Origin of the sequence: Streptomyces alboniger, from assembly GCF_008704395.1 — a bacterium.
In the GTDB taxonomy this organism is placed as follows: Bacteria; Actinomycetota; Actinomycetes; order Streptomycetales; family Streptomycetaceae; genus Streptomyces; species Streptomyces alboniger.
Genome location: NZ_CP023695.1, coordinates 2,807,796 through 2,828,805, shown reverse-complemented (window position 1 = coordinate 2,828,805; position 21,010 = coordinate 2,807,796). Strand labels below are relative to the sequence as shown.

15 protein-coding genes and 1 pseudogene are annotated in these 21,010 nt (G+C 72.7%); 10 read left to right on the top strand and 6 right to left on the bottom strand.

Annotated elements, in window-relative coordinates:
• The first annotated feature begins 23 nt into the window (after positions 1 to 23).
• The 5 genes from CP975_RS12370 (at position 24) to CP975_RS12350 (ending at position 8,648) form a co-directional block, all read left to right on the top strand.
• A complete protein-coding gene (locus CP975_RS12370; RefSeq protein ID WP_055532044.1) occupies positions 24 to 1,712 on the top strand; it encodes a thiamine pyrophosphate-binding protein in 1,689 nt (562 codons plus the stop codon).
• A 119-nt stretch (positions 1,713 to 1,831) separates the two neighbouring features.
• Positions 1,832 to 2,770 (top strand): serine hydrolase, encoded by a 939-nt coding sequence (locus tag CP975_RS12365; protein ID WP_055532046.1) that lies wholly within the window; start codon positions 1,832 to 1,834, stop codon positions 2,768 to 2,770.
• Positions 2,771 to 2,860: 90 nt separating this feature from the next.
• The gene (locus tag CP975_RS12360; RefSeq protein WP_055532048.1) at positions 2,861 to 6,583 is read left to right on the top strand and encodes an ABC transporter ATP-binding protein; all 3,723 of its coding nucleotides are present in this window, start codon (positions 2,861 to 2,863) and stop codon (positions 6,581 to 6,583) included.
• A gap of 188 nt (positions 6,584 to 6,771) precedes the next feature.
• Positions 6,772 to 7,143: a hypothetical protein gene (locus CP975_RS12355; RefSeq protein WP_055532051.1), complete on the top strand. Its 372-nt coding sequence runs from the start codon at positions 6,772 to 6,774 to the stop codon at positions 7,141 to 7,143.
• Between the two features lie 89 nt (positions 7,144 to 7,232).
• Positions 7,233 to 8,648 carry an alpha/beta hydrolase family protein gene (locus CP975_RS12350; RefSeq protein ID WP_055532053.1) on the top strand — a complete coding sequence of 472 codons (1,416 nt, stop codon included), beginning with the start codon at positions 7,233 to 7,235 and terminating at the stop codon, positions 8,646 to 8,648.
• Between the two features lie 8 nt (positions 8,649 to 8,656).
• Here CP975_RS12350 and CP975_RS12345 read toward each other — a convergent pair whose 3' ends face one another.
• The 3 genes from CP975_RS12345 to CP975_RS12335 form a co-directional block, all read right to left on the bottom strand.
• A complete protein-coding gene (locus CP975_RS12345) occupies positions 8,657 to 9,319 on the bottom strand; it encodes a hypothetical protein (RefSeq protein WP_246201480.1) in 663 nt (220 codons plus the stop codon).
• Between the two features lie 113 nt (positions 9,320 to 9,432).
• On the bottom strand, positions 9,433 to 11,250 hold the full coding sequence (locus tag CP975_RS12340; RefSeq protein ID WP_150477864.1) for a glycoside hydrolase family 3 protein: 1,818 nt from the start codon (positions 11,248 to 11,250) through the stop codon (positions 9,433 to 9,435).
• Between the two features lie 441 nt (positions 11,251 to 11,691).
• On the bottom strand, positions 11,692 to 12,588 hold the full coding sequence (locus tag CP975_RS12335) for a LysR family transcriptional regulator (RefSeq protein WP_150476867.1): 897 nt from the start codon (positions 12,586 to 12,588) through the stop codon (positions 11,692 to 11,694).
• Between the two features lie 90 nt (positions 12,589 to 12,678).
• Between CP975_RS12335 and CP975_RS12330 the strand changes: the two genes are divergently transcribed.
• Positions 12,679 to 13,671, top strand: a complete 993-nt coding sequence (locus tag CP975_RS12330) for an EamA family transporter (protein WP_055536419.1) — start codon at positions 12,679 to 12,681, stop codon at positions 13,669 to 13,671.
• On the opposite strand, the pseudogene CP975_RS35725 reads toward CP975_RS12330, so the two are convergent.
• Both CP975_RS35725 and CP975_RS12320 read right to left on the bottom strand, forming a co-directional pair.
• Positions 13,649 to 14,338: pseudogene (locus tag CP975_RS35725) on the bottom strand (sugar phosphate isomerase/epimerase family protein); the annotation flags it as partial. The gene CP975_RS12330 and the pseudogene CP975_RS35725 overlap by 23 nt on opposite strands.
• Before the next feature lie 80 nt (positions 14,339 to 14,418).
• Entirely contained in the window at positions 14,419 to 15,018 is a 600-nt protein-coding gene (locus tag CP975_RS12320) for a LysE family translocator (RefSeq protein ID WP_055536284.1), read from the bottom strand.
• A 28-nt stretch (positions 15,019 to 15,046) separates the two neighbouring features.
• Between CP975_RS12320 and pdxR the strand changes: the two genes are divergently transcribed.
• A complete protein-coding gene (gene pdxR / locus CP975_RS12315; RefSeq protein ID WP_150476865.1) occupies positions 15,047 to 16,570 on the top strand; it encodes a MocR-like pyridoxine biosynthesis transcription factor PdxR in 1,524 nt (507 codons plus the stop codon).
• 10 nt (positions 16,571 to 16,580) lie between these two features.
• On the opposite strand, the gene CP975_RS12310 is transcribed toward pdxR, so the two are convergent.
• The gene (locus CP975_RS12310) at positions 16,581 to 17,624 is read right to left on the bottom strand and encodes a LacI family DNA-binding transcriptional regulator (protein ID WP_055536462.1); all 1,044 of its coding nucleotides are present in this window, start codon (positions 17,622 to 17,624) and stop codon (positions 16,581 to 16,583) included.
• Between the two features lie 153 nt (positions 17,625 to 17,777).
• Here CP975_RS12310 and CP975_RS12305 point away from each other — a divergent pair, with 153 nt between their 5' ends.
• From CP975_RS12305 to CP975_RS12295, 3 genes are read left to right on the top strand one after another with little or no spacing between them, the layout of a single operon-like run.
• The gene (locus tag CP975_RS12305) at positions 17,778 to 18,929 is read left to right on the top strand and encodes a Gfo/Idh/MocA family protein (protein WP_150476864.1); all 1,152 of its coding nucleotides are present in this window, start codon (positions 17,778 to 17,780) and stop codon (positions 18,927 to 18,929) included.
• A complete protein-coding gene (locus tag CP975_RS12300) occupies positions 18,926 to 20,104 on the top strand; it encodes a dihydrodipicolinate synthase family protein (RefSeq protein WP_246201478.1) in 1,179 nt (392 codons plus the stop codon). Before CP975_RS12305 ends, CP975_RS12300 begins: the two co-directional genes overlap by 4 nt.
• Positions 20,101 to 20,976 carry a sugar phosphate isomerase/epimerase family protein gene (locus tag CP975_RS12295; RefSeq protein WP_150476863.1) on the top strand — a complete coding sequence of 292 codons (876 nt, stop codon included), beginning with the start codon at positions 20,101 to 20,103 and terminating at the stop codon, positions 20,974 to 20,976. The genes CP975_RS12300 and CP975_RS12295 overlap by 4 nt, the downstream gene beginning before the upstream one ends.
• The last annotated feature ends 34 nt before the right edge of the window (positions 20,977 to 21,010 follow it).

Sequence of the window (21,010 nt, the reverse complement as noted above, 5' to 3'; positions counted from 1 at the left end):
CGGCGAGAAGGAGAAGACGCCGCATGACCCACGACCACGACCTGGTGCTGCGCCCCACGCCGCGCCAGACCGAGGCCGCCCTGAACCCGCCCGCCGGGCGCAACGGCGGCGACCTCGTCGTCGAGACCCTCGCCGGCCTCGGCGCGACCACCGTCTTCGGCCTGCCGGGCCAGCACGCGCTCGGCATGTTCGACGCGCTGCGCCGCTCCTCCCTGTCGTACGTGGGTCTGCGCGTCGAGAACAACACCGGGTTCGCGGCGGACGCGTACGGCAGGATCACCGGCGAGGTGGCCCCGCTGCTGCTCTCCACCGGGCCGGGCGCGCTGACCTCGCTCGCCGCGCTCCAGGAGGCGGCAGCGGGCTCCTCGCCGGTCCTCGCGATCGGCAGCCAGGTGCCGGTGGCCGGGCTCGGCGGCGGACGCCACGGCTATCTGCACGAGCTGCGCGACCAGCAGGCGTCCTTCCGCGACATCGTGAAGTCCGTCCACACGGTCCGCACGGCCTCCCAGATCCCCTCCGCGATCGCCGCGGCCTGGGAGTCCGCGCTGACCGCGCCGCACGGCCCGGTCTGGGTGGAGATCCCGCAGGACGTGCTCCTCACCGAGACGACGCTGCCGGTCGTCACGGCGATGGACGCGACCCCGGACGAGGTCGTGCCGCGCCCCGAGCTGACCGCGGTCGCCGCCGACCTGCTCGTCCGCGCCGAGCGCCCGGCGATCATCGCGGGCGGCGGTGTGGTCCGCTCGGACGCCTCCGGGAAGCTCCTGGCCCTCGCCGAGCTGGTGAGCGCCCCGGTCGTCACGACCTTCGGCGGCAAGGGCGCCTTCCCCTGGGAGCACTCGCTCTCGCTCCAGTCGTGGCTGGAGGACCGGCACACCACCGACTTCCTGGAGGACGCCGACGTCCTGCTGGTGGTCGGCTCGGGGCTCGGCGAGCTGTCGTCGAACTACCACACGTTCAAGCCGCGCGGCCGGGTCATCCAGATCGAGGCGGACGCCGGGAAGCTGGAGTCCAACCACCCCGGGCTCGGCATCCACGCGGACGCGCGCCTCGCGCTCTCGGCGCTCCTGGAGACGATCGACGCGCCCCGCGAGGACCCGTCGGCGCCCGAGCGGGTGGCGGCGCTCCTGGAGAAGGTCCGCGAGCGGATCGCGGCCCAGGACCTCACCCTGGAGCAGCGGATCCTCGCCTCCGTGCGCGAGGCGCTGCCGGACGCGTCCCCGTCCTTCTGGGACATGACGATCCTCGCCTACTGGGCGTGGTCGGCCTTCGACGCGCGGCGCCCCAACACCATGCACTCGGCGCAGGGCGCGGGCGGCCTCGGCTACGGCTTCCCGGCGGCGCTGGGCGCGGCGGTCGCCGACCCGTCCCAGCCGGTCCTCGCGGTCTCCGGCGACGGCGGCGCGATGTACTCGATCGCCGAGCTGGCGACGGCCAAGCAGTACGACCTGCCGGTGACCTGGCTCATCGTCGACGACGGGGGCTACGGCATCCTGCGCGAGTACATGTCCGACGCCTTCGGCGAGGCGACCGGCACGGAGCTGACGCGGCCCGACTTCGTCAAGCTCGCGGAGTCCTTCGGGGTGCCGGGCGTGCGTACCACCCCGGAGTCGCTCCGGGACGACCTCGCGAAGGCGCTGGCGGAGCCGGGGCCCTCGGTGGTGGTGCTTCCGGCACTGCTGCGGATGTTCGCTCCGACACATCTCGGCTGATCAGCGGATTTTCGTACAACCTCCACCGGTACCGGTGAGTCATACGGGTCAAGCGCGCAGGGGGCGCGCTGGTACGGACCCCGAGGGTCTTGTACTGCCCAAGGGGATGGGAAGAATCCATGACTCGCCCGGTATCCGGGATATCCCGGCGTGCCCGTCTGCTCTCTGTAGGGCTCGCCGCCGGTGTTCTCGTGCCGCTCGGCGCGGTCGCGACCGCCGCGCCGGCCGTCGCCGCGCCCGCACCGACGGTCACCTGCACCTCGGCCCAGGCCGGCCTGGCCGCCAAGCTCACCAAGGACATCACCGCGGCGCTGAAGAACCGCAAGGGCACCATCGCGGTCGGTCTCCACGACCGCACCACGAAGACCACCTGCACCCTGCGCTCCGGGACCTCGTTCGACTCGGCCAGCGTCGTCAAGGCGACCGTCCTCGCGGCGCTGCTGTGGGACGCGAAGAAGACCGAGCGCAAGCTGACCGAGCGTGAGTCGGACCTCGCGTACGCCATGATCACCCAGTCGGACAACGCGGCGACCAGCACTCTCTGGCGCCAGCTCGGCCCGACCAAGATCAAGGCGTTCCTCAAGGCCGCCGACATGACGAAGACCGTGCCGGGATCGGGCGGCTACTGGGGCCTGACCCGGATCAACACGGCCGACGAGCAGAAGCTCCTCGCACTGATCACCGCCAAGAACGCCGTCCTGAGCGACAACGCGCGCGCCTACATGCTGAAGCTCATGGGCAAGGTCGTCTCCTCGCAGCGCTGGGGCACCCCGGCGGGCGCTCCGTCCGGCGTCGCCATCCACGTCAAGAACGGCTGGCTCCAGCGGTCGACCCACGGCTGGCGGGTGCACAGCATCGGCGCGTTCAAGGGCGGCGGCCACGACTACACGATCTCCGTGCTCACCCACGGCAACAGCACCATGAACTACGGCGTCGCCACGATCCAGGGCGTCGCCAAGGCCATCCACAAGGACCTGACGCCCCAGGCCCCCGCCGCCGGGCGCTACGCCCCGACAGAGACGCCGCGCGAGGCGTTCGTGGCGGTGCCCGGCGCCTGAGCCCTTACGGGCCGTTTGTTGCGGCGGGATGAAATACGCACGTCACGGTGTTGGTGCCTTCCGGCAGAGCAGACGACCGGGAGGCACCCAGTGGCAGAGCAACGGGGATGGGCGAAACGGCTCACCGGGTATGCCTGGCGTTATCCGAAGGACGTCGTGCTCGCGCTCGGATCCTCGCTCGCCGGTATGGCCGTCATGGCCCTCGTGCCCCTGATCACCAAGGTGATCATCGACGACGTCATCGGCGAGGACGGCCAGGGCGGCGGACGCTCCATGGCCCCCTGGGCGGGCGCGCTGATCGGGGCCGCCGTCCTCGTCTACGTCTTCACCTACGTACGCCGCTACTACGGCGGCCGTCTCGCCCTCGACGTCCAGCACGACCTGCGCACCGAGATGTACGGCACGATCACCCGCCTCGACGGGCGGCGCCAGGACGAGCTGTCCACCGGGCAGGTCGTCGGCCGCGCCACCAGCGACCTCCAGCTCATCCAGGGCCTGCTCTTCATGCTGCCGATGACCATCGGCAACATCCTGCTCTTCGTGATCTCCCTCGTGATCATGGCCTGGCTCTCGCTGCCGCTCACCCTCGTCGCCCTCGCCGTCGCCCCCGCCCTGTGGTTCATCGCCCGCCGCTCCCGCTCCCGCCTGCACCCCGCCACCTGGTACGCGCAGGCCCAGGCCGCCGCCGTCGCGGGAGTGGTCGACGGCGCCGTCAGCGGCGTACGCGTGGTGAAGGGGTTCGGGCAGGAGGACCAGGAGACCGGGAAGCTCCGCGAGGTCGGGCGCAAGCTCTTCGCGGGGCGGCTGCGGACCATCAGGCTCAACTCCCGCTACACGCCCGCCCTCCAGGCCGTCCCCATGCTCGGCCAGGTCGCCATGCTGGCCCTCGGCGGCTGGCTCGCCGTGCGCGGCGAGATCACGCTCGGCACGTTCGTCGCCTTCTCCACCTATCTCGCACAGCTCGTCGGACCCGTGCGGATGCTCGCGATGGTCCTCACCGTCGGCCAGCAGGCCCGCGCGGGCGTGGAGCGCGTGCTCGAACTCATCGACACCGAGCCGAGCATGAGCGACGGCACCAAGGAGCTGCCCGCGGACGCCCCCGCGACCGTCGAGTTCGACGAGGTGGGGTTCGCGTACGAGGACGACCGGCCGGTGCTCGACGGGCTCTCCTTCCAGATAGCCCCCGGCGAGACCCTCGCCGTCGTGGGCTCGTCCGGCAGCGGCAAGTCGACCGTCTCGCTGCTGCTGCCCCGCTTCTACGACGTGACGCACGGCGCCGTCCTCATCGGCGGACACGACGTGCGCGAGCTGACCCTCGACTCGCTGCGGTCCGCCATCGGACTCGTCCCCGAGGACTCCTTCCTCTTCTCCGACAGCGTGGGCGCCAACATCGCGTACGGGCATCCCGACGCCACCCGGGAGCAGATCGAGGCCGCCGCGCGCGCCGCCCAGGCCGACCGGTTCATCGCCGAACTGCCCGACGGATACGACACCAAGGTCGGCGAGCACGGCCTCACCCTCTCCGGCGGCCAGCGCCAGCGCATCGCGCTGGCCCGCGCCATCCTCACCGACCCCCGCCTGCTCGTCCTGGACGACGCGACATCGGCGGTGGACGCGCGCGTGGAGCACGAGATCCACGAGGCGCTGCGGGACGTCATGGCGGGGCGCACGACGCTGCTCATCGCCCACCGCCGCTCCACCCTCGGCCTCGCCGACCGCATCGCCGTCCTCGACGACGGGCGCCTCGCCGACCTCGGCACCCACGAGGAGCTACAGGAGCGCTCCGCCCTCTACCGGCGCCTGCTCACCGACCCCGACGAGCTGGGCGGCGTCTCGCCCGGCCACGCGCTCCCCGCCGACCTGCCCGAGGACACCTCGATCCGCGACGAGCTGGACGCGGAGTTCGACGCCGAGCGCGGCATCACGCCAGCCCTGTGGACCGGTGACCGCGAGTCCACCTCCGCCAAGGACCCGGCTCTGTCCGGGATGCCGTCCACGCCCGAACTGCTCGCCCAGGTCGAGGCGCTGCCCCCGGCGGACGACAAGCCCGGCATCGACGAGGCGCGGGCCGTGCGCCCCGAGGAGTCGTACAACCTGCGCAGGCTGCTCGGCGGGTTCGGGCTGCCGCTGCTGCTGAGCCTGCTGCTCGTCGCCGTCGACGCGGGCATGGGGCTGCTGCTGCCCGTCCTGATCCGGCACGGCATCGACGAGGGCGTCAACCAGCTCGCGCTGGGCGCCGTCTGGGCCGCCTCCGGGCTCGCCCTCGCCGCCGTCGCCGTGCAGTGGGCGGCGCAGACCGGCGAGCTGCGGATGACGGGACGCACCGGCGAGCGGGTCCTGTACTCGCTGCGGCTGAAGATCTTCGCGCAGTTGCAGCGGCTCGGACTCGACTACTACGAGCGGGAGCTGACCGGGCGCATCATGACCCGGATGACCACGGACGTGGACGCGCTGTCCACGTTCCTCCAGACCGGTCTCGTCACCGCCTTCGTCTCCGTCGTCACCTTCTTCGGCATCATGGCCGCCCTGCTCGTCATCGACGTGGAGCTGGCCCTGGTCGTCTTCGCGACCCTGCCGCTGCTGGTCGTCGGCACGTACTTCTTCCGCAAGGCCAGCGTGCAGGCGTACGAACTGGCGCGCGAGCGGGTGTCCGCCGTCAACGCCGACCTCCAGGAGTCCGTCGCCGGCCTGCGCATCGTGCAGGCCTTCCGGCGCGAGCGCTCGGGCGCCGAGCGGTTCGCCCGCAACAGTGCGAGCTACCGCGAGGCCCGCGTGCGCGGCCAGTGGCTGATCTCCGTGTACTTCCCGTTCGTGCAGTTCCTGTCGTCCGTCGCCGTCGTCGCCGTCCTGATCGTGGGCGCGGGCCGGATCCAGGCGGGCACGCTGACCACCGGTGCGCTCGTCGCCTATCTGCTCTACATCGACCTGTTCTTCGCGCCCGTGCAGCAGCTCTCCCAGGTCTTCGACGGCTACCAGCAGGCCACCGTCTCGCTCGGCCGCATCCAGGAGCTGCTCCAGGAGCCGACGTCGACCGAGACCGCGGACGACCCCCTGGTCGTCCCCTCGCTGCGCGGCGAGATCGCCTTCGAGGACGTGCGGTTCGCCTACACCGGCGAGGAGGCGGCCCTCACCGACGTCAGCCTGCGGATTCCCGCCGGGCAGACCGTCGCCTTCGTCGGTGAGACCGGCGCGGGCAAGTCGACGCTGGTGAAGCTCGTCGCCCGTTTCTACGACCCCACGAGCGGGCGCGTGACCGTCGACGGCACCGATCTGCGCGCCCTGGACATCACCGCGTACCGCCACCGCCTCGGTGTCGTGCCGCAGGAGGCCTACCTCTTCGCGGGCACGGTCAGGGACGCCATCGCCTACGGGCGGCCCGACGCCACCGACGCCCAGGTCGAGGCGGCCGCCCGCGCGGTCGGCGCGCACGACATGATCGCCACCCTCGACGGCGGCTACCTCCACGAGGTCACCGAGCGCGGCCGCAACCTCTCCGCCGGGCAGCGCCAGCTCATCGCGCTGGCCCGCGCCGAGCTGGTCGACCCCGACATCCTGCTCCTCGACGAGGCGACCGCCGCGCTCGACCTCGCCACGGAGGCGCAGGTCAACCAGGCCACCGACCGCATCGCGGGCAAGCGCACCACGCTGGTCGTCGCCCACCGCCTCACCACGGCCGCCCGCGCGGACCGCGTCGTCGTGATGGACGACGGGCGCGTCGCCGAGGACGGCACGCACGAGGAGCTGCTCGCGCGGGAGGGGCGTTACGCGCGGCTGTGGCGGACCTTCGTGGGGGAGCCGGTGGAGACCGTCTGAACCTTCCGCACCTTCCGCACCACCCTCCGCACCTTCCGCGCCTTTCGCACCTGACGCGGAAAATCCGGGGCGTCCCGCAACCGTGCGGGCGGTGGGCTGCGTCCGTACACCAGTACGCTTATGCCATAGGGGCGGGAGGGGAATCCGTGAGCAGTGGTCGCGGCCGGGGTCGCATACGACGGCGGCTGATGTTCGGCACCGCCGGACTCGCCGCCGCCCTTCTGCTCGCCCTCGCCGGCCCCGGCGCCGGCACGGCACACGCCGCCGCCCTCGCCGGGCCGTGCGCCGGTCACAAGGTGCGCACGCTGCCGTTCAGCACCGGCAGGATCGAGGTCTTCAAGACCCGCGGCTTCGTCTGCGCCGTCACCATCGCCAAGCGCCCCGGCGCCCGCAAGGCCATGTCCGTCAGCGTCCAGGCGCGCGGCAGCCGCCCCGCGCGTGACCAGGGGCGTTACACCCACCGGGCGGGCCCGGTCGTGGTCCACGCGGGCAACCGGTGCGTGCGGGTGACGGGGAAAGTCAGCGGGCGCGGGGCCAGTTCGGGCTGGATCCTCTGCTGACGTCCGCGGATAGCCGTCAACTTTCTCTGGTGTGGACCCAGTTGCTCCGTTAGGTTCCGGGGCACTGCTGTGTCGACTGGGGAGAGTGCATGCGCAAGGTGCTCAGATGGCTGTTGTCACTCGTGGTGCTGATAGGCACGGCGAGCGCGGCCGGGGCGACGGCCACCGCCGCGGAACCGAACATCTCGGATACCCCGGACATCAAGGAAAAGCTGCTCGCCATACCCGGCATGAGCCTCATCGAGGAGAAGCCGTACCCCGGCTACCGCTTCTTCGTCCTCAACTACAAACAGCCGGTCGACCACAGGCATCCGTCGAAAGGCACGTTCAAACAGCGCCTGACGGTCCTGCACAAGGACACCGACCGCCCCACGGTCTACTACACCAGCGGCTACGCCGTCTCCACGAACCCCAGCCGCCGTGAGCCGACGCAGATCGTCGACGGCAACCAGGTCTCCATGGAGTACCGCTTCTTCAGCCCCTCGCGCCCCGAGCCCGCCGACTGGTCCAAGCTCGACATCTGGCAGGCCGCCACCGACCAGCACCGCATCCACCAGGCGCTCAAGCCGATCTACGGCAAGAAGTGGCTGGCCACCGGCATCTCGAAGGGTGGCATGACCGCCACCTACTACGAGCGCTTCTACCCGCGCGACATGGCCGGCATCGTCTCCTACGTCGCGCCCAACGACGTGGTCGACAAGGAGGACTCCGCGTACGACAGGTTCCTCGCACGCGTCGGCACCAAGGAGTGCCGCGCCCGGATCCAGGCCGTGCAGCGCGAGGCCATGGTGCGCAGGGAGCAGCTGTCGGAGAAGCTCGCCGCCCGCGCCGCGGCCGAGGGCCACACCTTCAAGACCGTCGGCACGCTGGACAAGGCCTTCGAGGCCGTCGTGATGGACCTCGTGTGGGGCTTCTGGCAGTACCAGCCCGCCGCCACCGCCTGCGGCACCATCCCCGACGCCGCCACCGCGAGCGACCAGACGCTCTTCGACTACGTCGACTCGGTGGGCGGCTGGTCCTCCTACAGCGACCAGGGCCTCGCCGGGTACACGCCGTACTACTACCAGGCGGGCACCGAACTCGGCGCGCCCACCATCAAGCAGCCCTGGCTGGGTGACCTGAGCCGTTACGGCTACCAGCCGCCCCGGAACTTCGTGCCGCGCGAGATCCCGATGACGTTCGATCCGCGCGCGATGCGGGACGTGGACCGGTGGGTGCGGCACAACGCGCACCGGATGATGTACGTCTACGGCGAGTACGACCCGTACGGCGCCGAGAAGTTCCGGCCCGCGCGGGGCGCCGAGCACGACAACCACGTCCTCACGGCACCCGGCGCCCACCACGGGGCGACCGTCTCGCAGCTCACCCCGGCCGAGAAGGCGAGGGCCACGCAGCGGATCCAGGCGTGGGCCGGCGTACCGTCCGCCTCGGGCAAGCCGCTGGCCGCGTACGACGCGAAGCTCGACCGGCGGGACGTGAAGAAGGAGCAGACGCTGAGGCCCTAACTCCGGCGTCACACCCGCACGGCGCATCCGATGGAACGGGCCCCGCCCAGCGTCACGTACAGGGCGGTCGAAGCCCCGCAGGCAACACGGCTCCGCTCCGCCGAGGCCACGCGGTATTCCGGCTTCCGCTTCCCGGAGCCGTCGCAGGCCGTCTCCCGCACCTCGCCGCGCCCCGCGCCGTACACGCAGTCCCCGACGATGGTCCGGGGCCCGCCACCGCCGCCGGGGTCGCCGGGGTGCGGGGGCTCCAGATTCCGCATGCAGGCGCGGCCCCGCGGGACCGCTCCGTCGCCGTCCTCGTCGACCGCGGGCCTGCTCTCGCTCAGGTGCAGCACGAAGTCCGTGCGGGCCGGGCACAACGGGCCCCGCCCGGCCCCGCTGTCGTGGCGGGCGGTGACGCGGGCGGCCGCGCGCTCGCTGGTGCACGGCACCTCCGTGATCGTCCCGCGCCCGCGCGAACTGCACTCGCCCTCGGCGAGGAACACCGCGCCCGACACGGTGGGGCGCGAGGCCACGGGGGTCCGGTCGTCGAGCCGGCCCGAGTGCGCGCCGCCGGAACCGCCGGATGCGCCGGTCTTCTGGCACCCCGTCAGGAGCGCGGCGACGGCGAGCAGCAGTGTGGCGGCCAGCCCGATGACCGCGTACGGCCGCGCTGTAGTGCAGACAAGCATGAACGTCCCCCCGACCTGTGCCCCCAGCGTGGCCCCACGGAACGGGCCACGCCAGCCGCGCGGGGAGCGTCGGGCCAAGTCGGCGGTGGTGCGCCGGGGGCGCGTCGTACGCCTCAGTACGTCAGCCCGTGGCCGATCGGGTACAGCACCTGCGCCGGGTCGTCCGCCCGCCGCACCGGCACCGGCAGCCGCCCCTGGGGTGCGGCGCGGCCCGCGATCACCCGTGCGGCGGCGCGCAGTTCGACATCCGTCCAGGAGTACGAGGCGAGTGCGGCGTCGACACGGGGCAGGTGGGCCACGTCGTACGGGTTGCGGATCGCGAGGGCGACGACGGGGACGCCGGTGGCCTTGAGAGCGGCCACCAAGGCGCTCTGCCCGCCCTCACCGGTCTCCGCGGCGCGGGGCTCCGCGATGTGGGCGGGGGCCCTGTCCAGGGTGGCGTTGGCCGCCTGTGTGTTGTCCCTCGCCGTGACGGTGTGCGTCGAGACGTTGTACGTCGCCACGAGTACCGCGTCCATGCCCCGGGCCACCGCCACCGCCTTCTCGACGGCCGTGCCGTCAGGGGCCGTTCCGGTCGGCAGCGCCGTGGCGGTGAAGCCGAGGGCGGACAGGGCGTCCGCGAGGACCGAGGTCGGCGGGCCCGTCGTGCCGGACGGCGAGCGGGGGTCCGCGCCGACCACGAGGACCTCGCGGTGCGTGTGGGGGGAGAGGGGCAGCAGGGCGTTGTCGTTGTGCAGCAGGGTGGTCGTGGCCTCGGCGATGCGGTCGGCGGTGTCGAGGTGGGCGGGGATGCCGACGGCGGCGGCCACCGCGTCGGCCGTGCCTGCGGTCGCCGGGAAGCCGTACGGGTCCCCCTCACGGCTCAAGTGGCCGTCCCAGTGGCCTTCCAGGAGGCCCACCTTGGCCTTCATGCGCAGCACGCGCAGGACCGACTCGTCGATGCGGTCCTCCGTCAGCTCGCCGTCCCTGACGGCCTGGAGGACTGCCTCCCACGCGACCCCCGGCTGCGGCGGGTTGAGCAGCTGGTCCACGCCCGCCCGGAGGGCGAGGACGGCCACGCGGTCGTCGCCGTACTTCGTACGGACGCCGCGCATCGCCAGCGAGTCCGTGGCGATCACGCCGTCGAAGCCGAGTTCCTCGCGCAGGACGCCCGTCACGATCGGGCGGGAGAGCGTCGCGGGGTCGCCCGACGGGTCCAGCGCGGGCACCACGATGTGCGCTGTCATCACGCAGTCCACCCCGGCGGCGATCGCCGCGCGGAAGGGCGGCGCGTCGAAGCGGTCCCACTCCTCGCGGGTGTGGTGGATGTGCGGCAGCTCGGTGTGGCTGTCGTCCGTCGTGTCGCCGTGCCCGGGGAAGTGCTTGGCGGCGGAGGCGATGCCCGCGGCCCGGTAGCCCTCGACCTGCGCGGCCACGAAACCCGCGACCGCCTCGGGGTCGGCGCCGAAGGAGCGTACGCCGATGACGGGGTTGGCGGGGTCGATGTTCACGTCGGCGTCCGGGGCGTAGTCCTGCCGGATGCCGAGGGCGCGCAGCTCGGTGCCCGAGATGCGGGCCGCCTCGCGGGCGTGCGCGTGCGAACCGGAGGCGCCGAGGGCCATCGCGCCGGGGAGGAGGGTCGCGGGGGCGCCGACGCGGGCGACGATGCCGTGCTCCTGGTCGACGGAGATGAGGACGGGGAGGTGCCGCGTCGCGGCCGCCGCCTGCTGGATGCCGTGGGAGAGGGCGGCGATCTGGTGCGGGTCGCGGGTGTTGTGGGCCCAGCCGAAGTAGATGACGCCGCCGAGGCGGTAGCGGGCGATCAGCTCGGCGGCGTCGCGCACGCCGAGTTCCCTGAGGTTGGTGTCGACGTCGGAGGGGTCGAGGTCGGTGGCCGAGTGCCCGTACACGTGCATCACGAAGAGCTGGCCGACCTTCTCCTCCAGGGACATGGCGGAGATGAGGCCGCGGAGCCTGCGGTCGTCGTCGGACTGGGGCACGGGCGTTCTCCTGGCCGGTGGCGGAAACTTTCAGGCCCTCACGGATATCCCGAAGCTTTCTGCCGGTCAAGGAGGGGGAGGCGGGGGCCGTCACCGGCGCTGTGTGAAGGGGGGCGCGCGCCGGTGACGGCGAGCTGCCGGGCCGCAGGCGGCGGAGAGGGTGGTCAGCGCTCGCAGCCAGCGGCGATGCCGACACCGCCATGCGGGGACTCAGCGGCAGCGTGCCGGTTGGACGGGGTTGTTCTTGGAAGGGTTCCCGGTTCGGACGGTCGGTTTGTTGGTCGTGGCGGGGGGATGCGGGGTGCCGGGCGGGTGGGAAAGGTTCCTGCCCCGCCGAAGGCACCCCGCACATGCAGAGAAGCCCCGCACCGTCAGACGGCCCCCCCCGCACGATCAGAGGGGCCACCGCGCCTGCAACGCCCGCACCGTCTCCGTAATCGCGGGCCGCCGAGAGGCCCCCGCCCGCCACAGGGCGTACAGCCGACGGACCGGCACCGGATCGAGCCGGACCGTGACAGCCCCGCCGGGAATGGCCCCACGCCCTAGGCGAGGAACAAGCGCCACCCCCAGCCCCGCCGCGACCAGCGCGACGAGCGTGGGATTCTCCTCGGCCTGATGGGCGATGTCCGGCTCGCAGCCGGCCTCCCGCAGGGTCCGCACCAGCCACTCGTGGCAGACGAGCCCCGGCGGCTGGGTGATCCAGCGCTCGTCCTTCAGCTCCTCGCGCCGTACGGACGTACGCCCCGCGAGGCGGTGGCCGGCAGGGACGACGAGGTCGCAGAGGTCGTCGCCGATGACGGCCTGCTCGACGCCCGGCGGCGTCGGAAGCGGCGCGATGTCCCAGTCGTGCACGACGGCCACGTCGACCGCGCCCTTGGCGACCAGATCGATGGAGAGGTGCGGATCGATCTCCGACATACGGGCGTCCAGCGCGGGATGGCGAACGGCGAGGTCCGCGAGCACCCCCGGCAGCAGCCCCCGCGCCGCCGAGGCGAACGCGGCGATGGTGAGCCGCCCCGCCGGCACCCCTCGCCGCTCCTCCAGCTCGGTCTCGGCGCGTTCCACGATGGCCATCAACTGCTGCGCGGTTGCGGCGAGATGGAGCGCGGCCTCGGTGAGCGCGACACCCCGGCCGCGCCGTTCCAGGAGGGTGGTGCGCGTCTCCCGCTCCAGCTTGGCGATCTGCTGGGAGACCGCCGATGGGGTGTAGCCGAGCGCTGTGGCGGCGGCGCCCACGGTGCCGTGCACGGAGACGGCGTGCAGGGCGCGGAGCCGGGCGAGATCGAGCACGGGGCCTCCCCATCAATTCAGCGTTGCTTCATCCCATCATGCAGAGATCCGCGCTGGTCCTACATGGTGACGCCGGGTGATCCTCGACGCATGCGACCCGCACATGTCTGTCTCGCCGTCCTTGTCGCCGCCGTCTGGGGCGCCAACTTCGTGGTGATCGAGGTGGGGTTGGACCACTTCCCGCCGCTGCTCTTCTCCGCCCTGCGCTTCCTGGTGGCGGCGCTGCCCGCGGTCTTCTTCGTGGGGCGGCCGAAGGTGGCGTGGAAGTGGGTGGTGGGGGTCGGACTCGTCCTCGGGGTCGCCAAGTTCGGGCTGCTGTTCATCGGGATGGACGCGGGGATGCCCGCGGGCCTGTCGTCCCTGGTGCTCCAGATCCAGGCCGTCTTCACCGCGCTCTTCGCCTTCGTGGCGCTGGGCGAACGGCCGGGCCGCATCAGGGCGCTCGGCATGCTGATCGCCCTCGCCGGGATCGCGGTCGCCGCCGTCGACGAGGGGGAGACCGGGCCGCTGACGGCCTTCGCGCTGCTGATCGGCGCCGCGGCCTGCTGGGGCGTCTCCAACGTCCTCACCCGCAAGGCGTCCCCGCCCGACGCCCTGAACTTCATGGTGTGGGTGAGCACCGTCCCGGTGCTGCCGCTGCTCGGCCTCTCGCTCCTGTGGGAGGGGCCCTCCAGGGACCTGGAGGCCCTGCGCTCCCTCGACTGGTCGGGCGCGGGCATCATCGTCTACGTCGCCTGGATCACGACGGTCTTCGGCTTCGGCGCCTGGGGCTATCTGCTGCGCCGCCACCCCGCGTCGACGGTCGCCCCCTTCTCCCTGCTGGTGCCGGTCTTCGGGATGTCCGGCGCGGCCCTGGTGCTCGACGAGTCGGTGAGCGGTACGAGGTGGTGCGCCGCCGCCCTGCTGGTGGGCGGCGTCGCACTGACCTCGTTCTCGAAGGGGGGCGGCGTCAGCCGGAGCGGGACACGAGTCGCGACAGGAAGTCCCGCCCCGGGCCCAGCAGCTGAGCCAGCGGCGCCGCGTCCTCGTACCACCGCTTCTCGTACTCCCAGCACAGCCAGCCGTCCCAGCTCTCCGCGCTGAGCACCTCCAGGCACTCGGCGAGCGGCAGGGTGCCGGTCCCGAGAGCCAGGGGCGTCTTGTCGTCCGCGGAGGCGATGTCCTTCACCTGGACGTAGCCGAGGTAGGGGGAGAGCGCGGCGAAGGTGTCGGTGGGGGACTCGCCGCCGAGCCAGGTGTGCATCACGTCCCACAGCGCGCCGACCTGGCGGTGCCCGACCGTGCCGAGCACGCGTGTGAGGTCGGCGCCCGTGCGGTGCGAGTCGTGGGTCTCCAGGAGGATGCGTACGCCGGCGTCGGCGGCGTACCGCGCCGCGGTGCCGAGCCGTCGCGCGGCCGTCGCGTCGGCCTCGTCGGCGCTCTGCTCCGTACCGCCGCCGGGGAAGACGCGGACGAAGGGGGCGCCGAGGTCGCGGGCGAGGGCGACGAGGGAGTTCAGTTCTTCGAGGACGGGCCCGTCCTCCCCGGGCTCGGCCACGCGCGCGTACCCCGCGATACCGAGGATCTCGACGCCGGCCGCCTTGAACTCGGCGACGACGTCGGCCCGCTCGACAAGACCGAGCCCGGGATGCACCGGTTCCTCGGGATGCGCCCGAAGCTCGACACCGTGATAACCGTGCCCGGCGGCGAGCCGCACCACATCGGCGACGGCCAGACCGGGCACCCCAAGGGTGGAGAAGGCGAATTTCATGGCCCCGACCCTAGGCGCCGTGCAGCCACGGTCAACCCCGCCCCCCCACTCCCCGGCCGAGCCCCCTCGGCCGAGCCTCCTTACAGGAACGCCAGCCGCGCCCCCAGCGCCGCGAACGCCACCGCGAAGGTGCGGCGCATCCAGTTGACCACGTGCGGGCGGGAGATGACGTGGCTGCGCATCGCCGCCGCGAAGCGGCCGTACGCCGCGAAGACCAGGAACGTGATCAGCATGAAGTACGCGCTCAGCTCCGTCATGCGCAGGAAGACGTAAGGCTCGTCGGTGCTGACGAACTGCGGCAGGAACGCGAGGAAGAACAGCGTCAGCTTCGGGTTGAGGATGTTGATCAGCACGCCCGTCAGGATCGTGCGGCCCGCCGAACGCGGCTCGCTCTCCTCTTCCGCGGTGAGGTCGCTCTTGTCGCGCAGCGTGCTCCACGCCATGTACAGCAGGTAGGCCACGCCCAGGTACTTGATGGTCTGGAAGGCGACCGCGCTGGCGTTCAGGAGCGCCGCGAGGCCGGTGATCGCGGCCACCATGTGCGGCACGACGCCCAGCGTGCAGCCGACGGCCGCGATCAGCGCGGCCCGGGTGCCGCGGGAGAGGCCCGCCGCGATCGTGAACAGGACTCCGGTGCCCGGCGTCACACAGACGACGAGTGAGGTGAGCAGAAATTCCATGCCTTGACCCTGTCGCCACAATGGCACCATGAACAGGTCCAATGGATCACCTTCCAGCAGGTCCATAACTCGGGACGACGGCGTACGGACGGCCGGGGCGCCCGCCACCTCCGACTTCCTCCAGCTGGACCCCCGCGACGCCCCCCGGGGCGGACTCGGGGAGTGGCTGGCGCGGGAGATCAGGGGCGCCATCGCGGACGGCCGCCTCACGACCGGCAGCAAGCTTCCCGCCACCCGCGCCCTCGCCGACGAACTCGGCGTCTCCCGCGGCGTCGTCACCGAGGCCTACCGCCGGCTCACGGAAGACGGGCACGTCGCGGGGCGGGGCCGTGGCGGCACCGTCGTCGTCGCCGCGCCGCCACCCCGGCCGGCCGGCAGGCGGGACGGCCCGCCCGGGGCCCCCGCCCCCCGCGCCGACCTCTTCACCACCCCTCCCGACCTCGGCATCTTCGACGCCATCCGCACCACGCCCGCCCGCATCGACCTCTCGCCGGGCCTGCCGGACCTCTCCGCCTTCCCGCGCGCGGCCTGGCTGCGCGCCGAGCGTTCCGTCCTCGCCGCGCTGACACCCTCGGACTTCGGCTACGGGGATCCGCGCGGCACCCCGGCCCTGCGCACCGCCGTCGCTCGCTGGCTCTCCCTCAACCGCGGCATCGTGGCCGACCCGGACGACGTACTGATCGTCAACGGCACCGCCCAGGCCCTGCGGCTGCTCGTCGACGTCCTGCACGCCGAAGGGATCTCCGAGATCGCCGTCGAGGAACCGGGGTCACTCGGCGTGCGCCAGCACCTGCGCCCGCTCGGCACCCCGCCCGTCCCGGTCGACGCCCACGGCGTACGCGTCGACGCGCTGCGCGCCACCGGGGCCCCCGCCGTACTGCTCACACCCGCACACCAGTTCCCCACCGGGGTGGTCCTCGGGGGCGAGCGGCGCCGCGAGCTGATGGACTGGGCCCGCGGCGGCGGCCTCGTCATCGAGGACGACTACGACGCCGAGCACCGTTACGACCGGCCCGCCGTCCCCGCCCTGCGCGCGCTACTCCCCGAACACGTCTGCTACGCGGGCAGCGTCTCCAAGCTCCTCGCGCCCGCCCTGCGCCTCGGCTGGCTGCTCGCACCTGCCGCGTACCGGGCGGCGCTGGTGGACGCCAAGCGGCTGACCGACCTCGGCAACGCGGCGCTGCCCCAGCTCGTCCTCGCCCACCTCATGGAATCCGGCGACCTGGAACGCCACCTGCGGCTCATCCGCAAGCACCACCGCAGGCGCAGGGACGCGATGATCGAGGCGATCCGCACGCACCTGCCGGGAGCGGTCGTCCACGGCGCGGCGGCCGGGCTGCACCTGACGATCACCCTCGACGGCGACGCCTACGACGGCCCGGACACCGCCCTCGCCACCGCCGCCCTCGCCCACGGCGTCAAGACGCACCCCCTGTCGTGGCACACCCAACTCCCGCACGCACCGGGCCTCGTCCTCGGCTACGCGGCCAACCACCCGACGCGGATCGCCGAGGGGGTGGCGGTACTGGGCCGACTGGCCCGGAGAGCGTGAGCCGTACGGCTCACCGCGGGCCGCCCGTGGACCCCCGCACCATCAACTCCCCGTGCACCGTCGCCACACCCCCCGGCGGCGGCTCCTCCTTGCCCATCGCGATGCGGCCCGCCCGCGCCCCCGCCTCGTGCAGCGGAAGCCGCACCGTCGTGAGCGCCGGGGCCGCGTCGATGCTGAACGGCAGATCGTCGAAGCCCGCCACCGACACGTCCGCCGGGATCCGCAGGCCCTTGTCCCGCAGCGCCGCACAGGCGCCGAGCGCGACCGTGTCGTTGGAGGCCGCGATGGCCGTCAAGTCCGGGGCACGGCGCAGGAGTTCGCCCGTGGTGTCGTACCCGGAACGCCGGTCGTACGGGCTGTGCACGGTGAGCGCCGGGTCGTCCTCGACGCCGTGGGCGGCCAGCGCCGCACGGTGGCCCTCCAGGCGGTGCCGCGTGGTCGTCCGCTCCCGCGGGCCCGCGATGTAACCGATGCGCCGGTGGCCGAGGCCCAGCAGATGCTCGGTGAGCCGCCGCCCGCCGCCGCGGTTGTCGAAGGCGAGCGCCACCGCGCCGGTGTCCGGCGACGGCGGCCGCCCGCAGAGCACCACGCGCGTGCCCGCCTCCGTGAGCCGCCGCAGCTTCCGGGTCATCGCCTCGGCGTGCCCGGCGTCCTCGCTCGCACCGCCGGTGAGGACCACCGCGGCGGCGCGTTGGCGCTGAAGGAGCGTGAGGTAGGTCAGCTCGCGCTCCGGGGAGCCGCCGGTGTTGCAGACCACGGCCATCCGCTCCCCGCCCGCGCGCCCCCCGGGCCCGCCGATCTCGGACTGCACGGCGCTCGCGATGATCCCGAAAAAGGGGTCGGCGATGTCGTTGACGAGGATGCCGACCAGGTCGGAGGTGGCCGCGGCGAGCGCGCTCGCGGGACCGTTCAGGACGTAGTCGAGGTCGTCCACGGCCCGCAGAACGCGCTCGCGGGTGGCGGCCGCCACCGGGTAGTTGCCGTTCAGCACGCGGGAGACGGTCGCGGGGGAGACCTGCGCGCGTGCCGCCACGTCCGCCAGGGTCACGGTCATCTCGTCGTCCTCCCGGTCACGCCCTGATCCGGAGCCCTTGTCCGAACCTGTGCGGCAGGCTAGCTTCTCTGCGGACGGAAAGCGCTTGCTATGCACTTCGAGACGCTTCCTACGTACTTCGAGACGCTTGCTACGCATTACGGAGGGACCTTCGTGACACGCAAGACGGTGCGCATCGCCATGAACGGCGTCACCGGACGCATGGGCCACCGCCAGCACCTCGTCCGCTCGATCCTCGCCCTCCGCGCGCAGGGCGGCCTCGCCCTCGGCGACGGCACCGTGCTGTGGCCCGAGCCCGTCCTGGTGGGCCGCAGGGAGCCCGCGCTGCGCGCGCTCGCGGAGCAGCACGGTCTCGAACACTTCTCCACCGACCTCGACGCGGTCCTCGCCGACCCGGCCGTCGACATCTACTTCGACGCGCAGGCCACCTCCGCCCGCGAGGCCGCCCTCAAGAAGGCCATCGCGGCGGGCAAGCACATCTACACCGAGAAGCCGACCGCCACCGGCCTGGACGCCGCCCTCGGCCTCGCCCGTCTGGCCAGGGACGCGGGCGTCAGGCACGGCGTCGTCCAGGACAAGCTCTTCCTGCCGGGCCTGCTCAAGCTGAAACGGCTCATCGACGGCGGCTTCTTCGGGCGCGTCCTGTCGGTCCGCGGCGAGTTCGGCTACTGGGTCTTCGAGGGCGACTGGCAGCCGGCCCAGCGCCCCTCCTGGAACTACCGCGCCGAGGACGGCGGCGGCATCGTCGTCGACATGTTCCCGCACTGGGAGTACGTCCTCCACGAACTGTTCGGCCGCGTACGCACCGTCCAGGCCCTCGCCACCACGCACCTCCCGCGGCGCACGGACGAGGACGGCAAGCCCTACGACGCGACCGCCGACGACGCCGCCTACGGAGTCTTCGAGCTGGACGGCGGCGTGATCGCGCAGATCAACTGCTCCTGGGCGGTGCGCGTCCACCGCGACGAACTCGTGGAGTTCCAGGTCGACGGCACGGAGGGCTCGGCGGTCGCGGGCCTGCGCGACTGCCGCGTACAGCACCGCGGCACGACGCCCAAACCGGTGTGGAACCCCGACCTGCCGGCCACCCACTCCTTCCGCGACCAGTGGCAGGAGGTGCCCGACAACACCGAGTTCGACAACGGCTTCAAGGCGCAGTGGGAACTCTTCCTCAAACACGTGTACGCCGACGCGCCCTACCGCTGGGACCTCCTCGCGGGCGCCCGCGGCGTGCAACTCGCCGAACTGGGTCTGAGGTCCTCCGCCGAGGGCCGCCGCATCGACGTACCGGAGATCGCGCTGTGAGCACACCCCGGGCCGCGGGCGCCCTCCTGCTCCCCGCCGAAGGAGGCGGCACGCGCGCGTACACCCCGCGAAGCGAGCCCCCGAGCACGAGAACAGGCGGCCCCCCGCCCGCCTCCCGCGCCGTCCTCTCCGCCGCCCACGTCGTCGCCGACCCCCGTGCGGACGTCTCCCCGGACGGCCCCGCCACCATCGACTGGGACGCCACGCTCGCCTTCCGCCGCCACCTGTGGTCGCACGGCCTGGGCGTCGCCGAGGCCATGGACACCGCCCAGCGCGGCACGGGCCTGGACTGGGCGGGCGCCGCCGAACTCATCCGCCGCTCGGCCGCCGAGGCGAAGGCGGCAGGCGGCCGGATCGCGTGCGGCGCGGGCACCGACCAACTGACCCTGCCCGCAGGCCTTCCGCAGGTCAGGGCGGCCTACGAGGAACAGCTCGCCCTCGTCGAAGCGGCCGGCGCCCAGGCGATCCTCATGGCGTCGCGGGCCCTCGCCGCCACCGCCACCTCGCCGGACGACTACCTGGAGACGTACGGCCACCTCCTGCGCCAGGCGAGCGAGCCGGTGATCCTGCACTGGCTCGGCCCCATGTTCGACCCGGCCCTGGAGGGCTACTGGGGCTCGGCCGACCTGGACGCGGCGACCGACACCCTCCTGGAGGTCATCGCCGCCCACCCCGACAAGGTCGACGGCATCAAGGTCTCGCTCCTGGACGCCGACCGCGAGATCGCCCTGCGCCGCCGACTCCCGCACGGCGTGCGCTGCTACACCGGCGACGACTTCCACTACCCCGAGCTGATCGCCGGCGACGACCACGGCTTCAGCCACGCCCTGCTCGGCGTCTTCGACCCGCTCGGACCGCTCGCCGCCGAGGCGGTGCGCGTCCTGGACACCGGCGACGTGAAGGCCTTCCGGGCCCTCCTCGACCCGACCGTCGAGCTGTCCCGCCACCTCTTCCAAAGCCCTACGCGCTACTACAAGACCGGCGTGGTCCTCCTCGCCTGGCTGGCAGGACACCAGACACACTTCACGATGGTGGGCGGTCTCCAGTCGGCCCGCTCGCTCCCGCACCTGGCCCGCGCCTACGAACTGGCCGACGGGCTAGGCCTGTTCCCCGACCCGCCCCTGGCGGCGGCCCGGATGCGCGCGCTGCTGACCGTCCATGGAGTCCCGCAATGAACACCCCGCCGCCGTCACCGCCGTCGTCATCGACACCGCCGCTGTCGCTGTCGCTGTCGCGTCTGAGCATCAACCAGGAGACCGTCAAGCAGCTCTCGCTCCCCGAACTCGCCGAAGGGTGCGTGAAGGAAGGCGTCACAGCGGTCGGCCTGTGGCGCGCGCCCGTCCAGGAGTACGGGGTCGAGCGCACCGCCCGCCTCATGCGCGAGACCGGCCTCGCGGTCACCAGCCTGTGCCGGGGCGGCTTCCTCACCGGTATCGAAGAGGCGCCACGCGCGCGTGCCCTGGACGACAACCGCGCGGCCATCGACGAGGCAGCGGCGCTCGGCACCGACACGCTGGTGCTGGTCTCCGGCGGCCTGCCGCCCGGCAGCCGCGACCTCGCCGGGGCCCGGGAACGCGTCGCGGACGCCCTCGCGCTCCTCGGGCCCTACGCCGAGGAGCGGGGCGTACGCCTGGCGGTCGAGCCGCTGCACCCGATGTTCGCCGCGGACCGCTGCGTGGTCTCCACCCTGGGCCAGGCGCTCGACCTCGCGGAACGCTTCCCCGCCCACCAAGTGGGCGTCGTCGTGGACACGTACCACGTCTGGTGGGACGACCAGGCACCCGCGCAGATCGCGCGGGCGGGACGGGGCGGCCGGCTGCACGCCTTCCAGCTGGCCGACTGGATCACGCCGCTGCCCGCGGGCGTACTGCTCGGACGCGGACAACTGGGCGACGGGAGCATCGACTTCAAGGCGCTGCGCGCGATGGTCGAGGCGGCAGGGTACGACGGCCCGATCGAGGTCGAGATCTTCAACGAGGCGCTGTGGGCGAGGGAGGGAGCGCAGGTGCTGAGGGAGACGGCCCGACGCTTCCGCACGCACGCGTGACGCCCGCCCGCACCGCGCCCGAGCCGCGCCTGTT

Coding starts and splice junctions, on each gene's coding strand:
- CP975_RS12345 (WP_246201480.1), bottom strand. CDS start 9,319: ATGCTTGTCTGCACTACAGCGCGGCCGTACGCGGTCATCGGGCTGGCC.
- CP975_RS12320 (WP_055536284.1), bottom strand. CDS start 15,018: ATGGAATTTCTGCTCACCTCACTCGTCGTCTGTGTGACGCCGGGCACC.
- CP975_RS12370 (WP_055532044.1), top strand. CDS start 24: ATGACCCACGACCACGACCTGGTGCTGCGCCCCACGCCGCGCCAGACC.
- CP975_RS12310 (WP_055536462.1), bottom strand. CDS start 17,624: ATGACCGTGACCCTGGCGGACGTGGCGGCACGCGCGCAGGTCTCCCCC.
- CP975_RS12350 (WP_055532053.1), top strand. CDS start 7,233: ATGCGCAAGGTGCTCAGATGGCTGTTGTCACTCGTGGTGCTGATAGGC.
- CP975_RS12340 (WP_150477864.1), bottom strand. CDS start 11,250: ATGTCCCTGGAGGAGAAGGTCGGCCAGCTCTTCGTGATGCACGTGTAC.
- CP975_RS12295 (WP_150476863.1), top strand. CDS start 20,101: ATGAACACCCCGCCGCCGTCACCGCCGTCGTCATCGACACCGCCGCTG.
- pdxR (WP_150476865.1), top strand. CDS start 15,047: ATGAACAGGTCCAATGGATCACCTTCCAGCAGGTCCATAACTCGGGAC.
- CP975_RS12330 (WP_055536419.1), top strand. CDS start 12,679: ATGCGACCCGCACATGTCTGTCTCGCCGTCCTTGTCGCCGCCGTCTGG.
- CP975_RS12365 (WP_055532046.1), top strand. CDS start 1,832: ATGACTCGCCCGGTATCCGGGATATCCCGGCGTGCCCGTCTGCTCTCT.
- CP975_RS12355 (WP_055532051.1), top strand. CDS start 6,772: ATGTTCGGCACCGCCGGACTCGCCGCCGCCCTTCTGCTCGCCCTCGCC.